Here is a 17,719-nt window from a genome sequence, read left to right as displayed (position 1 = left end):
GCTTCGCATCGTGATGGATGACGCGGCCGCCGCCCGCGCCCGAGAGGTCGATCTCGACTTCCCTCGCGAATGGATCGAGTTCACCGACCCGGCCGACGACCAGCATGTGGTCCGCGCCGACCTGACCTGGCTGTTGTCCCGCTGGACCTGCGTCTTCGGGTCCGCGTGCCACGGCATCATCGCGGGCCGCGCGCAGGACGGCTGCTGTTCGCACGGCGCGTTCTTCACCGACGCCGACGACGAGACCAGGACGAAGAGCGCGGCCGCCAAGCTGACGCCCGAGACCTGGCAGCACTACCGGCGCGGGTTCAAGAACTACACCGAGATGGACACGATCGACGGGTCGAAACCGGCCCGCCGCACGGCCACCCCGTCCGCGGACGGTCCGTGCGTGTTCCTCAACGACGCCGATTTCGCCGGTGGGGGTGGCTGCGCGCTGCACGCCCAGGCACTGCGCGACGGCGTGCACCCGCTGACCTACAAGCCGGACGTCTGCTGGCAGCTCCCGGTGCGCCGCGAGCAGGACTGGACCAAGCGGCCGGACGGCACGAAGTACCTGCTCTCGACGCTGACCGAGTTTGACCGGCGCGGCTGGGGTCCGGGCGGGCACGACCTCGACTGGTGGTGCACGTCCTCACCGGACGCGCACGTGGGCACCGAGCCGATGTACCAGTCGTACGGCCCGGAGCTGATCGCGCTGGTCGGCCAGGATGCGTACGACGAGCTCTCCCGGTTGTGCGCTGCCCGGCTGGCGGCCGGTCTCGTCGCGGAGCACCCGGCGACCGTGGCCGCGAGGGCCATCGCCGCGGCGAAGCAACCCGGCGGCAAGGAACCGGCGACCCCGCCGATCTGACCTTGACGAAAAAACGGGGGCACCGATCGGTGCCCCCGTTTTCACATGACGATCACGGTTCGAACTTGTAGCCCAGACCACGCACCGTCACGATGTAGCGCGGCGCCGACGGCTCCGGCTCGACCTTGGACCGCAGCCGCTTGACGTGCACGTCCAGCGTCTTGGTGTCGCCGACGTAGTCGGCTCCCCAGACCCGGTCGATGAGCTGACCGCGGGTCAGGACCCGGCCGGCGTTGCGCAGCAGCAGCTCGAGCAGCTCGAACTCCTTCAGCGGCAACTGCACCCCGGCGCCGTCAACCGTCACGACGTGCCGTTCCACGTCCATCCGGACCGGGCCCGCCGCCAGCGTCGGCGTCGTCACCTCGGCGGCCTCGGTGCCCTGGCGGCGCAGGACCGCCCGGATGCGGGCGACCAGCTCGCGGGGCGAGTAGGGCTTGGTGACGTAGTCGTCGGCACCTATTTCGAGACCGACAACCTTGTCGATCTCGCTGTCCCGGGCGGTCACCATGATGATCGGTACGGCGGAGCGCTGCCGGAGCTGACGGCACACCTCGGTGCCGGACATCTCGGGCAGCATCAGGTCGAGCAACACGATGTCGGCGCCGGTCCGGTCGAACTGGGTCAGCGCCGAGGTGCCGGTCGCAGCGACCGATACCTCGAAGCCCTCCTTGCGGAGCATGTACGACAGGGCGTCGGAGAACGACTCCTCATCCTCGACCACGAGCACGCGAGCCAATGGGGGTTCCTTTCCTACTCCGCCGGCCGTCAGGCCGAAGGAAGTCCGGCCGCGCCGGACTCGATCTCAATAGCCGCCGGTAACGGCAGCGGGGATTCCGGGGGTCGCGCCGGTAGGCGCAGGGTGAACGTCGAACCACCACCAAGTGTGCTGGAGACCGCGACCCGGCCACCGTGGTTCGTAGCGATGTGCTTGACGATGGCCAGGCCGAGCCCCGTGCCGCCGGTGGAACGGGATCGTGCCTGGTCAGCGCGGTAGAAACGCTCGAAGATCCGGTCGACGTCGTGCGGCGCGATGCCGATGCCCTGGTCGGTGACGTCGATCTCGATCCAGTCCTCGTCCTGACGCATGGTGAGCGCGACCCGGGTGTCCTCACCCGAATAAGCGATCGCGTTCTCCACCAGGTTGGTGACCGCGGTGGCGACCTGGCTGTCGCTGCCCCAGACCGTGGCACCCTTCGGGCCGGTATAGACGACCTCGATGTTCTTCGCCGACGAGGTGGTGCGGGTGCGGTCGACAACCTCGGCGATGACCCAGTCCAGGGCGACCGGCTCGGGCGTCGGCAGTGGTTCCGCACCCTGCAGCCGGGTGAGCTCCAGGAGCTCGTTGACCAGCCGGCCCATCCGCGCGGACTCGTGGTGGATCCGCTCGGCGAAGCGCCGGGCGGCGATCAGGTCCTCCGATCGTTCCTCGGGCGGGGTCTCGGGCAGCTCGGTGGCGTCGAGCAGCGCCTCGGCCAGCAGTTGCAGCGCACCGATCGGGGTCTTGAGCTCGTGACTCACGTTGGCCACGAAGTCACGCCGGACCCTGGCCAGGCGGTGCGACTCGGTCACGTCGGCGGCCTCGACGGCGACGTGCGTCGAGTTGAGGGCGACCGCGCGCAGGTGCAGGCCGAGCGGGGCGCTGGCGCTGCCGGCCCGGCCGCGGGGCAGATCGAGCTCCACCTCGCGACGAACCCCGGTGCGGCGGACCTGCCCGGCGAGCGTACGCAGAATCGGGTGCGCGGCGATCGTGCCCGGGGCGCCGCCGGAGCGGAGCAGCCCCATCGCCCGTGCGGCGGGGTTGACGAGAACGGGTTGATCCTCGCCGTCGAGCACGACCACGCCTACTCTTAGCGAGTCGAGGCTCTTGCGGCCCAGGCCCTTGAGCCCGGACTTCCCGCCGCGCTCATCCTCGGTGTCGATCTTTCGTCCCCCCTCGATCGGCTTGGACGGCGTCGGGTCGGCGGCTCGCTCGGGCGAGCCGGACCTGCCGATGCGGGACAGCAACAGCCCCGCCGCCACACCGACGGCGAGCGCGATGAGAAGAAGGGCTATGCCGAGCACCGTGTCCACGCAGCGATCGTAGGGTCATTGTTTACCTGGACCGTACGGCTAACCGGACAAATCCGGCGCGCTTCGAAGAATGTTCATCACCCGGTCCGGCGTCGTTCACCGCCGTTCACGTCCACGCCGCCGGACCCTCATAGCGTGACCCCTGCAGCACCCATGCAAGCCCTGCTCACCACGGCTGCCGGCCACACCGGCGGGCGGCCCACGACCCCGGGAATACAACATGCGCGAGGAGTTTCAGGCCGACCTCACCGAGGTTAGTCGCCTGCTGGTGACCATGGCAGAGGCGGTGCGCGCTGCGCTTCGCAAGGCGACAACCGCCCTGCTGACCGCCGACCGGGAGGCCGCCGAGTCCGTCCTGGCCCGCGACGCCGAAGTTGACGAGATCTACACCCAGGTGGAGACGAAGGTGGCCGACACCATCGCCCGCCAGGCGCCGGTCGCCTCCGACCTGCGAATGGTCATCACCGCCCTGCACATCTCCGCCGACCTCGAGCGGATGGGTGACCTGGCCGAGCACGTCGCCAAGACGGCCCTGCGCCGCCACCCGTCGCCGGCCGTGCCCGCCGAGCTGCGCCCGGTATTCCGCCAGATGGGCGATGTCGCGGACCGGATGGCCGAGAAGATGGCCACCGTCCTCGCCACACCCGACGCCGCCCTGGCAGCGGAGCTGGACAAGGACGACGACGCGATGGATGACCTGGAGCGCGAGCTCTTCAAGGTCATGCTTGCCGACGACTGGCCCTACGGCGCCGAGACCGCGATCGACGGTGCCCTGCTGGGCCGCTTCTACGAGCGCTACGCCGACCACGCCGTCAACTCCGGCGCGCAGATGATCTACCTGATCACCGGTCAGCCGGTGACCGCTCAGGAAGACTGACCGAAGACACGGAAAAGCCGGGATGCCACGGGGCATCCCGGCTTTTTGTGGATCCTCAGCGACCCTGGTTGGCGACCGCGGCAGCGGCCTCCTTGGCCGTCTCGGGGTCGAGGTACTCGCCGCCGGGGTTGAGGGGACGCAGGGCGTCGTCCAGGTTGTAGCGCAGCGGGATGCCCGTGGGGATGTTGAGCTTCGCGATGGCCTCGTCGGAGATCTGGTCGAGGTGCTTGACGATCGCGCGCAGCGAGTTTCCGTGCGCCGCGACCAGCACCGTCTTACCGGCGATCAGGTCGGGGACGATCGCGTCGTACCAGTAGGGCAGCGCGCGCAGCAGGACGTCCTTGAGGCACTCGGAGCGGGGCTTGAGCTCCGGCGGGAGTGCGGCGTAGCGCGGATCGGCGAACTGGGAGAACTCGTTGCCGTCCTCGATCGGGGGCGGCGGGACGTCGTACGAACGGCGCCAGAGCATGAACTGCTCCTCGCCGTACTGTTCGAGCGTCTGCTTCTTGTCCTTGCCCTGCAGCGCGCCGTAGTGCCGCTCGTTGAGCCGCCAGGACCGCTTCACCGGGATCCAGTGGCGGTCGGCGGTGTGCAGGGCGATCTCGCTGGTCCGGATCGCGCGACGCAGCAAGCTGGTGTGCACGACGTCCGGCAGCAGGTCCTGCTCCTTGAGCAGCTCGCCGCCTCGGCGGGCCTCGGTCTCCCCCTTGGCGTTCAGGTCGACGTCGACCCAGCCGGTGAAGAGGTTCTTGGCGTTCCACTCGCTCTCGCCGTGGCGCAGCAGCACAAGAGTCCCAGTCATGACCTCCATCCTGCCCCAGCACGATGCGCGACGTGCGCCGACCCTGCAGGGTGGCGGCCACCACAACAAAACCGGGCTGCGCGCCGGGGCGTAGATCACTAGCGTGTAAGTCCTGCCAGGTTTATCGGTACTTACACGAACACAGGGGGTCACCACGTGCGCGGGTGGTTGCGGGAAGCGGCCGGCGGGCTGCCGAGGCAGTTCTGGTTCCTCTGGACCGGGACGCTGATCAACCGTCTGGGTTCGTTCGTCGTCATCTACCTGGCGATCTACCTGACCCAGGACCTGCATTTCACCCCCAGCTCGGCCGGCCTGGTGCTGGGCGCCTACGGCGTGGGCGGCGCGGCCGGCACGCTGACCGGCGGCGTGCTCGCCGACCGCTGGGGGCGCCGGCCGACGATGCTGACCGCCCAGTTCGGCGCGGCGGCCCTGATGCTGACGCTCGGCTTCGCGCAGGGCTTCTGGCAGCTGGTCATCGGCACGTTCCTGCTGGGCACGTTCGCCGAGGGCGTCCGGCCCGCGTTCCAGGCGATGATGATCGACGTCGTGCCGGACAAGGACCGGGTGCGGGCCTACTCGCTGAACTACTGGGCGATCAACCTCGGGTTCGCCACCTCGGCCGTCCTGGCCGGCATCGCCGCGAAGTTCGACTTCCTGCTGCTCTTCGTCGTCGACGCCGGCACGACGCTGATCACTGCCGTGATCAGCCTGATCTTCCTGGCCGAGACGCGACCGGTCCGGGCGGCGGTGCGGCGGGTGCGTGGCGGCCCGGGGCTGGGCACCGTCTTCCGGGACCGGGTCTTCGTGGGCTTCCTGGCGCTGAACTTCTTCATCGTCCTCGTGATGATGCAGCACATGTCGACACTGCCGATCGCGATGGCCGCCGACGGCCTCAGCCCGGCCACGTACGGCTGGGTCATCGCCGTCAACGGCATCATGATCGTGCTGGGGCAGCTCTTCATCCCCAAGCTGGTCGAGGGGCACAACCGGTCCCGGGTGCTCGCGCTGGCCACGGTCATCATGGGTGCCGGTTTCGGCCTCAACGCGTTCGCGGGCACGGTCTCGATCTACGTGGTCACCGTGGTGATCTGGACGCTCGGCGAGATGCTGCAGACCCCGTCCAACTCGGCCCTGGTCGCCGAGCTGTCCCCGTCGCTGCTGCGCGGGCGCTACGTGGGCGTCAACTCGCTGTCGTGGTCGGCGGCCGGCGCGCTGGCCCCGATCGTCGGCGGCTTCGTCCAGCAGCACGCGGGCAACACGGTGCTGTGGCTCTCCTGCGCGGCGATCGGCGGCGTGGTCGCCGTCGGTCAGTTGCTGTCGGGGCCGGCCCGGGAGCGTCGCGCCCGTGAGCTGCAGGGCTCGGAGCCGAGCGCGATGCCGGCGCCGGTCGCGACGGAGGTCCGGCACGAGGAGGACGTCACGCCACCAGCTCAGCCGCGGCCAGCTCGGTGAGGTCGATGTTGGGCAGCAGCCGCCCCTGAGCCTCGGTCCCGATCTTCACCAGGGGACCGCGCTGGAGCATCGCGCTCGGGTCGGCGTGCTCCTTCTGGGCGCTCTCCTCCCAGACCGAGTCCTCGATGGCGTGCAGAGCGGGCACGACGAAACCGAGCAGTTCCCCGGTCGGCGCGTCGATCAGCAGGACGCGGGCGGTGGCCGGGTCGGGTGGCTCCGTGATGCCGAGCAGGGCCGGCAGGGAGAGCAGCGGGACCGAGAGCCTGCGGTGTGTGAAGATGCCGAGCAGTGGGCCGCCGCCGTCGAGGGCGATCGCGTGCTGCGGGTAGGGCACGATCTCGGTGATCTGGCCCAGCGGCGTGGCCGCCTCCATCCCCACGTTGTAGGTCAGGAACTTGCGGACGCTCGGGACGACCCGGCGCCCGTCGGGGCCCTCGTTCTCCTCCGCGACCTTGGTGGCCATGGAGACCGGCGGCGCGACCTTCTCCTTGCCCGGCAGGGTCACGCCCAGGTTGCTCAGGGCGTCCAGCTCCGCGTCGGCACGCAGCGCCTCGCCGTCGAGCAGCAGGTGCTGGTCGCCCGTCTCGATCCGCAGCACCCCGGTGAGGAAGCCGTCCTTGCGCATGCCGACCGGCGGCAGCGGCAGCACGTCCCCTACCGGCACGGACGCGATGTCGGCGATGTCGGAGACGGTCAGCACGACCAGGCCCCGGGGCAGGGCGATGACCAGCCCACGCAGGTTCCCGTCGTCCGGGACGCTGCCCAGCCCCAGCATCTGCAGGGGGTCCACGGCGGGCACCGCTTTGTCGTGCAGGTGAACCACGCCCCGGCACGTGCCACCGTCCAACGGCGAGGGATGCACGGTGAGCTGCGGGATGACCGAGTGCACGTGCCCCACGTCGATACAGAGACCGATCGGACCACACCGCAACAGCAGCACCGTACGCCGGGAGCTGTCGCTGTTGATGTCCCCGATCTCGATCCCCGTGCCGCGCGTCCCGCTGTCCTTCACCACCGGTACACCGGGCAGCTGGGAGATGGCCTGCGCGTCGAGCAGCGACACCACCTCGCCGTCCTCGGGCCGTTCGAACGTGTGCGAGAACAGCGCCGGCCGGTCACCGGCCACCGACGTCTCGAGCAGGGCCTCCTCGGTGATCCGGGTGACGCCCTCGATCTCCTCGGCGAGCAGGCCGAACAGCTGATCGCCGCGGGAGACGATGACGATGACCTTGCCGAACTCGTCGGTCTCCTCGTAACCCGCGAGCCGGCACAGGTCCAGTACAGGGATCACGACGTGGCGCAGGTTGACCGCACCGAGCAGGCCTTCCGCGGTGACCGGCAACGCGGTGAAGCTCGACGGTCGCATGATGACCTCGCGCAGCTCGTCCAGCGGGAGCGCGACCCGGACCCGGCCGGTGTTGAACACCCCGTAGAGAGCCTCGATGCTGCTCATGACGTGACCTGGGTGCCCTCCGGCGCCATCGCGGCGTCGGTGCCGATCAGGTCGTTGATCAGCTGGTTGACCGAGCGGGACGCCTTCTGCTGCAGCTGGGTGGAGTCCGCGATCCGCGTGATCGACTCGCTGGTGGAGGCGACGCTCTTGAGGATCTGGCCGAACGCGCTCTGGGCGCGGTGCGAGACCGTGGAACCCTGCCCGACCCGCTGCGCCGACTCGTGGATGAGCGTGGTGATCTCGCGGGCCGCCTCGGACGAGCGCTCGGCCAGCTTGCGCACCTCACCCGCGACGACGGAGAACCCGACGCCGTGCTCGCCGGCCCGCGCCGCCTCGATGGAGGCGTTGAAGGCCAGCAGGTTGGTCTGGCTGGCGATCTCCCCGATGACGTTGACGATGGCCGCGATCTGGTCCGAGGACTTCTCGATCAGGTCGATCGCCTCGATGGACTTGCGCAGCTCCTCGTAGCCCTCCTGGGCGTTGTGCTGGGTCTCCCCCGCCAGCGAGCTGGCCTGCCGGGCGCTGACCACGATCTCGTCGATCGAGCCGGTGAGCTCGCTGATCGACTGGCTCATCTCCCGGGTCTTGGAGGACAGCAACTGCTCCAGCTGCACCTGATCGGTGATGTCGTGGGCGTACTTGACGACCTTGAACGGTTTGCCCTGCATGTCGAAGATCGGGTTGTACGTGGCCTGGATCCACACGTCGCGGCCGAACTTGCCGATCCGGTGGAACCGCCCGGTGAGGTATTCGCCCTTGCGCAGCCGCAGCCAGAAGTCGCGGTACTCGGCGGAGGTCACGTACTCACCGGAGCAGAGCATGCTGTGGTGCTGGCCGACGAGTTCGCGTGCCGAGTAGCCGAGCGTGCGCTGGAAATTCTCGTTCGCCGTCAGGATCTGGCCCTCGAGGTCGAACTCGATGACCGCCTGGGCGCGGTTGATCGCGACGTCCTTGCCCTCGTACTCCGCGTTGCGAAGCTTGGCGTCGGTGATGTCGGTGGCGTACTTGACCACCTTGTAGGGGCGGCTGTCCAGGTCGAGGATCGGGTTGTAGGTCGCCTGGAGCCAGATCTCCCGGCCGCCCTTGGTGACCCGCTTGTACTCGCCCGCGTCGTACTCCCCGCGGCCCAGCTTCTCCCAGAACTGCAGGTATTCCGGGGACGCAGCCTCTTCCTTGGTGACGAATATGCGGTGGTGCTGGCCCCGCACTTCGTCGAGGCTGTAGCCCGTGGTGTCGAGGAAGTTGCGGTTGGCGTTGAGCACCTTGCCCTTGAGGTCGAACTCGACCACGGCCTGGGCGCGGCCGATAGCGTCGACCTTGCCCTCGTACTCCGCGTTTCGCAGTTTGCCCTCGGTGACGTCGGTGGCGTACTTGACGACCTTGAACGGCCGCCCGTCGAGATCGAAGATCGGGTTGTACGACGCGAGCAGCCACACCTCCTTGCCGCCCTTGCCGATCCGCTTGTACTCGCCGGCCTCGTACTCACCGCGGCCCAGGCGCTCCCAGAACCGCTGGTACTCGGCGCTGCGGGCGGCTTCGGCCTCCATGAAGATGCGGTGGTGCTGGCCGCGCACCTCGTCGATCTTGTAGCCGACGACGCTGAGGAAATTCTCGTTGGCCTCGAGGATCCGGCCGTCGAGGTCGAACTCCACGGTGGCCTGGGCACGGCCGATGGCGGTGACCTTCCCGACGTACTCGGCACTCTTGATCTTGGCCTCGGTCACCTCGGAGGCGTACTTGACGACCTTGAACGGCCGGCCGTCCAGATCGAAGATCGGGTTGTAGGAGGCCTGCAGCCAGATCTCGCGGCCGTTCTTCGCCACCCGCTTGTACTCACCGGACTCGAACTCGCCACGGGCCATGGCCTGCCAGAAGTTGCGGTACTGCGCGCTGCGCGCCTCCTCCTCGGTGACGAACAGCCGGTGATGCTGCCCGATAACCTCGTCGAGGGTGTAGCCCATCGTGTTCAGGAAGTTCTGGTTGGCGGAGAGGATCACGCCGGACAGGTCGAACTCGATGACCGCCTGCGAGCGGCCGATGGCGTTGACCTTGCCCTCGTACTCCGCGTTGCGCAGTTTGGTCTCGGTGACGTCCATGGCGTACTTGACGATCTTGTACGGCTTGCCGTCCAGGTTGAAGATCGGGTTGTAGCTGGCCCGGATCCACACCTCGCGCCCGCCGCGCCCGACCCGCTTGAACTCGCCGTTCTCCACCTCGCCGATGCGCAGGCGCTCCCAGAAGGCCTGGTATTCCTGGCTCTCGGCGTAGCGCTCCTCGCAGAGGATGCGGTGATGCTGGCCGACGAGGTCCCCGAGCGAGTAACCCATCAGCTCCAGGAAGTTCTCGTTCGCCGTCAGGATGTTGCCGTCGAGGTCGAACTCGATGACCGCCTGGGAGCGGTCGATGGCCGCGTACTTGCCCTTGAGCTCGGTGACCTGCCGCCGATCCTCGGTGATGTCATAACCCGTGACCAGGACGATCTGGCCGTCGGAAGCCTTGGCGCCGGGCGCGAGGGCGACCGGGCCGCAGTTCAGGCGCAACCACTTGTGCCGGTCCGAGCTGTCGACCACCTCGACCAACTGTTCGAGGTATTCGCCACCGCGGGCCGCGTCCAGCAGGCGGTCGACGGAGGAAGCCGAGGTGTTCCAGATCTCGCTCAGCCGCTTAGCGACGACTTCCGACTCGTCGCGGCCGACCAGGTCATAGAACCGCTCGTTCGCCGCGACCACGACGCCCGAGCGGGCATTGACGGTGGCGATGATCCGCTCGTGCATCAGCAGGTTCAACGAGGCTTGCTGCAGGGCGGCATCCGCCTCGAGCTGAGAAGCGGGCTGGGCCATAGGTGCTCCTGGCGTCGTCGTTCGGGTCTTCTCACCCCCGTTCGGCCGTGCCGCGATTTTGCTGAGCCGGTCCAGACCTTTGCCGGGAATTGGCCTTACGGGCGACTTGCGCATCATCCGTGAGGCCGGAGTTGCCCCCTGTGACGGTTCAGACAGATGGCAGACAGCCAACTGGCTTGTGGCCCTTGACGGCCCCAACTAGCGTGGTCGATGGACGCCGAGCCGTTAGTTCGGGGAACGGGTTGATCCTTCGGGATCGCCGCGGACCGGCGTTCGGGGACGGGTGGCATCAGCCGTTGGGGGACGGCGCGACCCGAGACCGGCGGTTAGTGCGGGCGACGCCTATGGGGATGGGTGTCGCCCGCCGCCGCCGGTGCCTTTACTTCTGAGCCAGCCTTCATTTTTGGGCCAGCCTTCATTTGGGCCAGCCTTTATTTCTGAGCCGCCTCTATTGCAAGGCCAAGATCCAGTTGTCGCGGATGTAGAGATCACGAAGGCCCAGCCGCCGCAGGTTCTCCAGCGACGGATTGCGGGCACCTTCGGCGGGCGCTCCGGTCTCGGCGCCGATCCATTCGCAGCCGGCCTTGCGGGCCACCTCGGTGCGAGCGGCGATCAGGGCCGACTGCGCACCCCGGCCGCGATAGCTGGGCACGGTGGCGCCGGTGTTCAGCGAAGCCATCCTGCCGTGCACGAAGAGGTTCGCCGCGGCCACGATCCGGTCGCCGTCCCACGCCGCGAACGGGTGGAAGCTCGGGTGCTCCACCGAGGCGACCAGCATTTCCGTCAGGCCACCGGCCGGCATCCCGAACGTCTCCAGCACGACTGCGGCCCACTCCCGGGCATCCCGCGGCGTCACCGGGGCGATCCGCAGGTCGGTCGGCGCCGCTTCGATGGTGTCGACCGGGGCGCCGAGCTTCACCCACGACGTACCCCGGGTGATCCCGTAGGCGGCCTGAATGTCGTCCCAATCCGGTGGCAGCAGGGACGGCGCGATCTGGATCACGGCACGACCGTTTCCGTACGCCCGGAAGTGCTCGACAACCGCACCGACGACCTCCCGGGTCACCGGCTCGGAGACGCCGAACCCGAGCGCCTTGTTCCAGTACCCGCCCGCCGGGTCGTTGCGCATCGCGAGCGCCACCCCGCCACCGATCCGTGCGGTGGTGATGTCGAGCGGCGAGCCGGAAACGCCGGACTCGTACGCGTACATGAACTCGGCCTCGACGGTCTCGGCCTGGATCATTGTTTGCCCTCGGGGTCGGCGAAGTGGGCGAAGGCCTGCAGGTTGGCCAGGGACTCGCCGCGTTTGACGCGCCACTCCCATTCGCGGCGGATCGCTGTGCCGAAGCCGATCTCGAGCATCTGGTCGAAGGACTCGTCGGCGTACGTGAGGACCGCGCCGAGCAGGCGGTCCAGCTCGTCCTCGTCGAGGCCCTTGAGGTTGACCCGGCCGGTCAGGTAGACGTCACCCGCGGCGTCGATCGAGAACGCGACGCCGTACATGCGGGCGTTGCGGCGCAGGAGCCAGGCCCACAACTCCTCGCTGTTCTCGTCGGGGTGGCGCATGACGAACGCCTCGACGCGCAGCGCGTGCTCGCCCACGATGAGGTTGCAGGCCGTCTTGAGCTTGTGCGTGCCCGGGATGGTCACCACCCACGACGACGCTCCGGTCGCCTCGCAGGGCAGCTCCCGCTCCGCGCAGACCCGTTCGATGAGTGTGCCGACCTCGTTCACCACGAGTAGGAGCCTGCCAGACGGGCGGCGATCAGCGCGCGGTGCTCGGAGACGGCTTCGCGGTAGACGCGCAGCAGTCCGTCGGCCGTGCGGTCCCAGGAGAAGTTGGCCGCGTGCTGGACGGCGCCCAGCGAAAGCCTCGCGCGCCGGGCCGGGCTGCGCAGCAGGTCGTCGAGGACCCGGGCCCAGTCGGCCGGGTCGTGCCCGTTGACCAGGACGCCGCTGACTTCGTCGGTGACCGCCATGACCAGGCCGCCGACGGCCGCGGCGACCACCGGCGTGCCGCAGGCCTGCGCCTCGATCGCGACGAGGCCGAACGACTCGTTGTGGGAGGGGACCGCGACGAGGTCCGCGGCCCGGTAGAGCGCGGCGAGCGCTTCGCCCGTCTGCGGCGGCAGGAAGCGCACCTTGTCGGAGACGCCGAGCGAGGCGGCGAGCTCGATCAGCGAGGTCGGGCGGTCGAGGCCGCTGCCGCTGGGGCCGCCGCAGATGACGACGGTGAGATCGGTGTCGCGCAGCGGCCCGGCGGCCAGCGCGCGGATCAGCACGTCGGGACCCTTGAGCGGCTGGATGCGCCCGACGAAGGCGACCAGGTGGCCGCGTTCCGGCAGGCCGAGCCGGCGCCGGTCCGCAGCCCGACTCACGCTCGGGTCGCCACAGCTCGGACGGAACCGGCCGAGGTCGACGCCGGGCTGCACCACGCTGAGCTTCGTGGGGTCGGCGTCGTAACAATTGACGAGGTCCTGCGCCTCGAAGCGGGTGTTGGCCACGAGCCGGTCCGACTCGGTGATGACCTGCTCCTCGCCGATCACCCGGGCCTTGGGCTCGGGCCGGTCACCGGTCGCGATCAGCCTGTTCTTGACCTTCGCGAGCGTGTGCGCGGTGTGCACGTGCGGCACGCCCCAGCGCTCCCGGGCCAGCCAGCCGACCTGACCCGACATCCAGTAGTGCGAGTGGATGAGGTCGTAGTAGCCCGGTGGGTGAGCCGCCTCGGCACGCAGGACACCATTGGTGAACGCGCACAATTGCGACGGAAGCTCTTCTTTCGACAGGCCCTCGAACGGCCCGGCGGTGATGTGGCGCACATGGACGCCGGGTGCCATCTCGACCACCGGCGGGAGGTCGCTGGAGGTGGCCCGGGTGAAGATCTCCACCTCGACGCCCCAGGCGGCGAGCCGTTTGGAGACCTCGACGATGTAGACGTTCATCCCGCCCGCGTCGCCCGTGCCCGGTTGCTCGAGCGGCGAGGTGTGCACCGACAGGGTGGCAATGCGCCGGGGAGTTGGCCAGAGGCCGGCGGCCCTCAGCTGTGCCACGTGGTGTCCCTTCGACAAACGACCCAAACGTTACGTTCAACTTTTACGCCGTCGTTCATCTTCCCCATCCCGCGGCCGTGAATCCCAACGCAGCGACCCCGGGGTGACCCAGGTAACGACTTTGCCCGGGTTTTCCGCTGCGGGTGAAGCTCGAGCCATGAGGGAGGATCGGGGCATGGTGCAGAAGAAGATCGCCGTGGTGACCGGCGCGTCCAGTGGTATCGGGGCAGCTACCGCCCGCCGGCTCGTCGCTGAGGGCTACCACGTCGTGGCAGCGGCTCGCCGGGCCGACCGGCTGGAAACACTGGTCAAGGAGCTCGGCGACGCGACCGCTGTGGTGTGCGACGTCACTTCGGACGAGTCGGTCGCCGCGCTCGCGACCGCGGTGAACGCCCTGGACGGCAAGGTTGCCCTGCTGGTCAACAACGCCGGCGGCGCGCGCGGCCTGGACCCGGTCGCGACGGGATCGGTCGACGACTGGAAGTGGATGTACGACGTCAACGCACTCGGCACCCTGCGCGTCACCCAGGCACTGCTGCCCGCGCTGGAGGCGAGCGGCGCCGGCACGGTGGTGACTATCGGCTCGACCGCGGCGTTCACGGTCTACGAGGGTGGCGCGGGTTACGCGGCGGCGAAGCACGCGCAGACCGCTCTGGTCGGCACGCTGCGCCTGGAGCTGGCCGGCAAGCCCGTGCGGGTGGTGGAGATCGATCCGGGGATGGTGCACACCGAGGAATTCTCCCTGAAGCGCCTCGGCGACCAGGCGAAGGCCGACTCGGTCTACGCCGGCGTCAAGGAACCGCTGGTCGCCGATGACATCGCCGACTGCGTGGCGTGGGTCGCCACCCGCCCGCAGCACGTCAACATCGACCGGCTCGTGGTCCGCCCGATCGCCCAGGCAGCCCAGCACAAGGTGGTCCGGGAGCAGATCTGACCCGCGGCGGAAAACCGAGGTAAGAGCATGATGAAACCGCTCGGTGCAGTCACACGGGGCACCACCAACCCCAACAGGCTGCGCCGGGTCGACAACTTCATCGCGTACCGCTGCGAGGGGTTGCTCAAGGCCGCACGACAGCCGCTGGTCGTGGACCTGGGCTACGGCGCGACGCCGATCACGGCGATCGAGTTGCGGGCGCGGCTGGCGGGTGCGATCCGCTCCGACGTGGCGGTGGTCGGGCTGGAGATCGATCCGGGGCGGGTTGCGGGCGCGCAGCCGTACGCGCAGCCACCGGTCCTGGAATTCCGTCGCGGCGGTTTTGAGTTGGCCGGTTTGTCCCCCACGGTGGTCCGCGCCTTCAACGTGCTGCGGCAGTATCCGGAGGACGAGGTCGACGCCGCCTGGCACACGATGACCGCCACAGGCGCCCTGCTGGTCGAGGGCACCTGTGACGAGCTGGGCCGGATAGCGACCTGGGCGGTCGTCGAGGCAGGCGTGCCGGGCACGTTGACGCTGTCCGCGCGACTGTCCGATCTGGATCACCCGGCGACGTTCGCCGAGCGGCTACCGAAGGCGCTCATCCATCACAACGTGCCCGGTCACCCCGTCCATGACCTGCTCGGCACGCTCGGCGCCGCCTGGGACGCGAGCGCTACACCGTTCGGCCCGAGACAGCGGTGGCTGGCGAGCGTGGCGCGGTTCCGGGAGCTGTGGCCCGTACTCGACGGAGTTGCCCGGTGGCGGCGCGGTGAACTGACCGTGCCGTGGTCGTCACTGCAAGGGTGATCAGGCCGTCGCCGCCTTCTCCGCGAGGATCAGCCGCAGCGCCTCGAGGAGCAGGTCGGAGGTGAAGGGCTTCTTGACCAGCAGGGAGTCCTCGGCGATGAGGCCCTTGCTGACCGCGATGTCCTTGGGCAGGCCGGAGATGTAGATGACGCCCATCTCGGGGCGCAACCCGGAGGCGCTGCGGGCCAGGTCGCCACCGGAGACCCCGGGCAGGCCCAGGTCGGTGACGAGTACGTCGATCGGGCCCGGGTGCTCCCGGCAGACCCCGACCGCCTGGTCGGCGTCGCCGGCGACCAGGGTCGCGAAACCGCGGCGTTCGAGCATCCGCCGCATGATGTCACGCAGATCTTCCTCGTCGTCGACGACGAGGACGGTGGGACGCTCTTGCGAAGCCTCCGACATAAGAGCCTCCTGGGGTGTGTGACGAACACGCTAGTGGCGCCGCGGGCCGCCTCGGATGCATTTGGGCAGATCAGAGCGCCAGGGACCACTTGTCGAGAACCCCGGTGGCGGTGCCGTAGGTGTCCTTGACCTGCAACGTCCACTTACCGTTGCGCGGGGCTCCCGACAGGTCGATCGGGTAGGTGTGCGCCAGGTTGGCGGTCTTGTCCGCCTTGTCCGCCGGCTTCAGCGTGTACCTGACGCCGTTCGGGCCGGTCAGGATGACAACCAGCGAGCCGCGGTAGGGGTGGTTGACCGTCACGCTGACGGCCGACTTCGCCGACGCGGTACCCGAGCAGCCCGAGACCGTCTTGGAGCTCGTGGCGGTTCCCTTGCGGGCGATCGCCACGTCGGTGCCGAGGACAAACGGGCCGCACGCCGCGGTGGTCGCCGGGGACGTGTTGAGGAACCCGGTGTAGAGCAGCTTGTTCGGCGTTCCGGCCGGATCGGTCACCTTGTTCGGGGTCGTCTGCGCGATCAGCGCGGCGGCGATCTGAGCCGGGGTCCAGCCGGGGTGCGCGGCGGCGACCAGGGCGGCCGCTCCGGCGACGTGCGGGGTCGCCATCGAGGTCCCGCTCATCACCGCGGTCCCGGTTGTCGAGTTATACGCGGCCGACGTGATCCGCACCCCCGGCGCGAAGAGGTCGACGCAGGATCCGTAGTTGGAGAAGTTCGCCCGGGCATCGGAGGCGTCCGTGGCCCCGACCGTGATCGCGTCCGTGGCCGACGCCGGCGAATAGGCGCATGCGTTCTTGCCGTCGTTGCCGGCCGCCACGGCGTACGTGACCCCGGCGGCGATCGACTTGGCTACCGCGGCGTTCAGCGTGCTGCTCTTCGTGCCGCCCACGCTCATGTTGGCGACGGCGGGCAGCACCGCGTTGCGGGTCACCCAGTCGATGCCCTTGATGATCGCGGAGTAGGAGCCCACGCCCTGGCAGTTGAGCACCCGGACGGCGACCAGGTTGACGTCCTTGGCGACGCCGTAGGTCTTGCCGCCGATCGTGCCGGCTACGTGCGTACCGTGGCCGTTGCAGTCCTGCGCGGTGGCGTCGTTGTCGATGAAGTCCCAGCCGTTGCTCGCCCGCCCGCCGAACTCCTGGTGGTTGATCCGGATGCCGGTGTCCAGCACGTACGCGGTGACATTTGCCGCCGACCGGTAGGTGTAGGTCTTCGACAGCGGCAGCGATGTCTGGTCGACCCGGTCCAGGCCCCAAACCGGGTCGTTCTGGGTCTGAACGTCCGCGAGGCGCACGGTGGCGTCCTGTTCCACGTAGTCGACGGCCGGGTCCGCGGCGAGTCTCCGGGCGTGCAGGCCGGTCATCCGCGTCTGAAATCCGTGTACCGTCGCGGAATAACTCTCGAGGACCTGACCGCCGTACCGCCTGGCGAGCGCCTGCGCGGTGGCCGGCACCTGGGCCGCGGTGGCCGACTTCAGCACCACGATGTAGCTGTTGGTGATCGCCCCAACACTGGCGACCCGGACCGTGCCGAGGGGCAGCGCTTCGGGCGTGCCAGCAAAAGCGCTTCCGGTAACCCCGGTGACAGCGGCTACGGTTGCGATACCGGCGGTCAGCGCGAGGCGCGCTGTTCGGCGCCGGCCGTCGTTGCGGAACATAAGGGGGCTCCTCCTGGTTACTGCTTCCAGCGACTGACATCACCCCGGAGGGAGAGGCATACGGGAAGCTCCTGGGGGCAAGATTGGCTATGCGACAGAGCCACTCCGGGACCGTCCAGGTTGCGCGTGGGTTGCATGCGCGCGATCCGGGCCTCGATGACTAAGTCGCTCGGACCGCGGGCCGAAGTACCCGCTGTCAGGATCGCTTGCACCGCCACTGAGCGTTTGCGCCCCTATGGGACGCTGGCGCCGCCACCGAGCAAGGAGAGCGTTATGACCAGCCTGCTGTCGCCCGAGATTGTCACCGCCGCCGAGCTCACCGAGCGCTGCGACAGCTGCAACGCGGCTGCGAAGATGGAGCTCGCCCTCTCCAGCGGTGGATCGCTCGCATTCTGCGGGCACCACGCCAACAAGCACGCGGAGCGGCTCGTCTCGATGGCCACCAAGGTCACCCTCGAGGAGGGCTTCGAATGGGCTGGGCGGTCTCCGTCGGCGTGACCCCTTGATCCCATCCGCCGCGATATGATCAATCCCTCACGGTTG

16 protein-coding genes are annotated in these 17,719 nt (G+C 68.9%); 6 read left to right on the top strand and 10 right to left on the bottom strand.

All coding sequences use genetic code 11. The annotated features are described in order from the left end of the window. Nucleotides 1–13 precede the first annotated feature (13 nt). Complete coding sequence (locus Ahu01nite_RS20415; protein ID WP_203838193.1) at nt 14–853, top strand: DUF3109 family protein; 840 nt, start codon at nt 14–16, stop codon at nt 851–853. A 52-nt stretch (nt 854–905) separates the two neighbouring features. Here the strand turns inward: Ahu01nite_RS20415 and Ahu01nite_RS20410 are convergent, their stop codons facing one another. Both Ahu01nite_RS20410 and Ahu01nite_RS20405 read right to left on the bottom strand, forming a co-directional pair. Beyond that, entirely contained in the window at nt 906–1,589 is a 684-nt protein-coding gene (locus Ahu01nite_RS20410) for a response regulator (protein WP_014447701.1), read from the bottom strand. 29 nt (nt 1,590–1,618) lie between these two features. Next, nucleotides 1,619–2,914, bottom strand: coding sequence for a sensor histidine kinase (locus Ahu01nite_RS20405; protein WP_203838192.1), 1,296 nt, complete (start codon nt 2,912–2,914; stop codon nt 1,619–1,621). A 229-nt stretch (nt 2,915–3,143) separates the two neighbouring features. Here Ahu01nite_RS20405 and phoU point away from each other — a divergent pair, with 229 nt between their 5' ends. Continuing rightward, the gene (gene phoU / locus Ahu01nite_RS20400) at nt 3,144–3,800 is read left to right on the top strand and encodes a phosphate signaling complex protein PhoU (protein WP_203838160.1); all 657 of its coding nucleotides are present in this window, start codon (nt 3,144–3,146) and stop codon (nt 3,798–3,800) included. Between the two features lie 55 nt (nt 3,801–3,855). Here the strand turns inward: phoU and Ahu01nite_RS20395 are convergent, their stop codons facing one another. Then, a complete protein-coding gene (locus Ahu01nite_RS20395; protein ID WP_203838159.1) occupies nt 3,856–4,602 on the bottom strand; it encodes a phosphoglyceromutase in 747 nt (248 codons plus the stop codon). A gap of 156 nt (nt 4,603–4,758) precedes the next feature. On the opposite strand from Ahu01nite_RS20395, the gene Ahu01nite_RS20390 reads away from it, so the two are divergent. Next, the gene (locus Ahu01nite_RS20390) at nt 4,759–6,054 is read left to right on the top strand and encodes an MDR family MFS transporter (protein ID WP_203838158.1); all 1,296 of its coding nucleotides are present in this window, start codon (nt 4,759–4,761) and stop codon (nt 6,052–6,054) included. On the opposite strand, the gene Ahu01nite_RS20385 is transcribed toward Ahu01nite_RS20390, so the two are convergent. The 5 genes from Ahu01nite_RS20385 to mshA all read right to left on the bottom strand — a co-directional run bounded on the left by Ahu01nite_RS20385 (nt 6,020) and on the right by mshA (nt 13,397). Further along, nucleotides 6,020–7,507, bottom strand: a complete 1,488-nt coding sequence (locus tag Ahu01nite_RS20385) for a chemotaxis protein CheW (protein ID WP_203838157.1) — start codon at nt 7,505–7,507, stop codon at nt 6,020–6,022. The two genes, Ahu01nite_RS20390 and Ahu01nite_RS20385, sit on opposite strands and share 35 nt — an antisense overlap. Beyond that, the gene (locus Ahu01nite_RS20380; RefSeq protein WP_239159001.1) at nt 7,504–10,347 is read right to left on the bottom strand and encodes a methyl-accepting chemotaxis protein; all 2,844 of its coding nucleotides are present in this window, start codon (nt 10,345–10,347) and stop codon (nt 7,504–7,506) included. The genes Ahu01nite_RS20385 and Ahu01nite_RS20380 overlap by 4 nt, the downstream gene beginning before the upstream one ends. Nucleotides 10,348–10,795: 448 nt before the next feature. Then, on the bottom strand, nt 10,796–11,590 hold the full coding sequence (locus Ahu01nite_RS20375) for a GNAT family N-acetyltransferase (RefSeq protein ID WP_203838156.1): 795 nt from the start codon (nt 11,588–11,590) through the stop codon (nt 10,796–10,798). Further along, the gene (locus Ahu01nite_RS20370; protein WP_203838190.1) at nt 11,587–12,081 is read right to left on the bottom strand and encodes a type III secretion system chaperone family protein; all 495 of its coding nucleotides are present in this window, start codon (nt 12,079–12,081) and stop codon (nt 11,587–11,589) included. Before Ahu01nite_RS20370 ends, Ahu01nite_RS20375 begins: the two co-directional genes overlap by 4 nt. Further along, nucleotides 12,078–13,397, bottom strand: a complete 1,320-nt coding sequence (mshA, locus tag Ahu01nite_RS20365; RefSeq protein WP_239159000.1) for a D-inositol-3-phosphate glycosyltransferase — start codon at nt 13,395–13,397, stop codon at nt 12,078–12,080. Before mshA ends, Ahu01nite_RS20370 begins: the two co-directional genes overlap by 4 nt. A gap of 157 nt (nt 13,398–13,554) precedes the next feature. Between mshA and Ahu01nite_RS20360 the strand changes: the two genes are divergently transcribed. Both Ahu01nite_RS20360 and Ahu01nite_RS20355 read left to right on the top strand, forming a co-directional pair. Next, nucleotides 13,555–14,331 (top strand): SDR family oxidoreductase, encoded by a 777-nt coding sequence (locus tag Ahu01nite_RS20360; protein ID WP_239158999.1) that lies wholly within the window; start codon nt 13,555–13,557, stop codon nt 14,329–14,331. 27 nt (nt 14,332–14,358) lie between these two features. Then, nucleotides 14,359–15,120: a class I SAM-dependent methyltransferase gene (locus Ahu01nite_RS20355; RefSeq protein ID WP_203838154.1), complete on the top strand. Its 762-nt coding sequence runs from the start codon at nt 14,359–14,361 to the stop codon at nt 15,118–15,120. Here Ahu01nite_RS20355 and Ahu01nite_RS20350 read toward each other — a convergent pair whose 3' ends face one another. Together Ahu01nite_RS20350 and Ahu01nite_RS20345 are read right to left on the bottom strand one after the other, a co-directional pair. Then, complete coding sequence (locus Ahu01nite_RS20350; protein WP_203838153.1) at nt 15,121–15,522, bottom strand: response regulator; 402 nt, start codon at nt 15,520–15,522, stop codon at nt 15,121–15,123. It abuts the gene before it with no gap. 70 nt (nt 15,523–15,592) lie between these two features. Further along, nucleotides 15,593–17,176 (bottom strand): S8 family peptidase, encoded by a 1,584-nt coding sequence (locus tag Ahu01nite_RS20345; RefSeq protein ID WP_203838152.1) that lies wholly within the window; start codon nt 17,174–17,176, stop codon nt 15,593–15,595. Between the two features lie 273 nt (nt 17,177–17,449). On the opposite strand from Ahu01nite_RS20345, the gene Ahu01nite_RS20340 reads away from it, so the two are divergent. Further along, nucleotides 17,450–17,674: a DUF7455 domain-containing protein gene (locus tag Ahu01nite_RS20340; RefSeq protein WP_203838151.1), complete on the top strand. Its 225-nt coding sequence runs from the start codon at nt 17,450–17,452 to the stop codon at nt 17,672–17,674. Nucleotides 17,675–17,719 lie beyond the last annotated feature (45 nt).

Origin of the sequence: Winogradskya humida (assembly GCF_016862215.1) — a bacterium.
GTDB lineage: Bacteria > Actinomycetota > Actinomycetes > Mycobacteriales > Micromonosporaceae > Actinoplanes > Actinoplanes humidus.
Note: the sequence above shows the minus strand (reverse complement) of the source record. Positions and strands in the feature narration are given on the sequence as shown.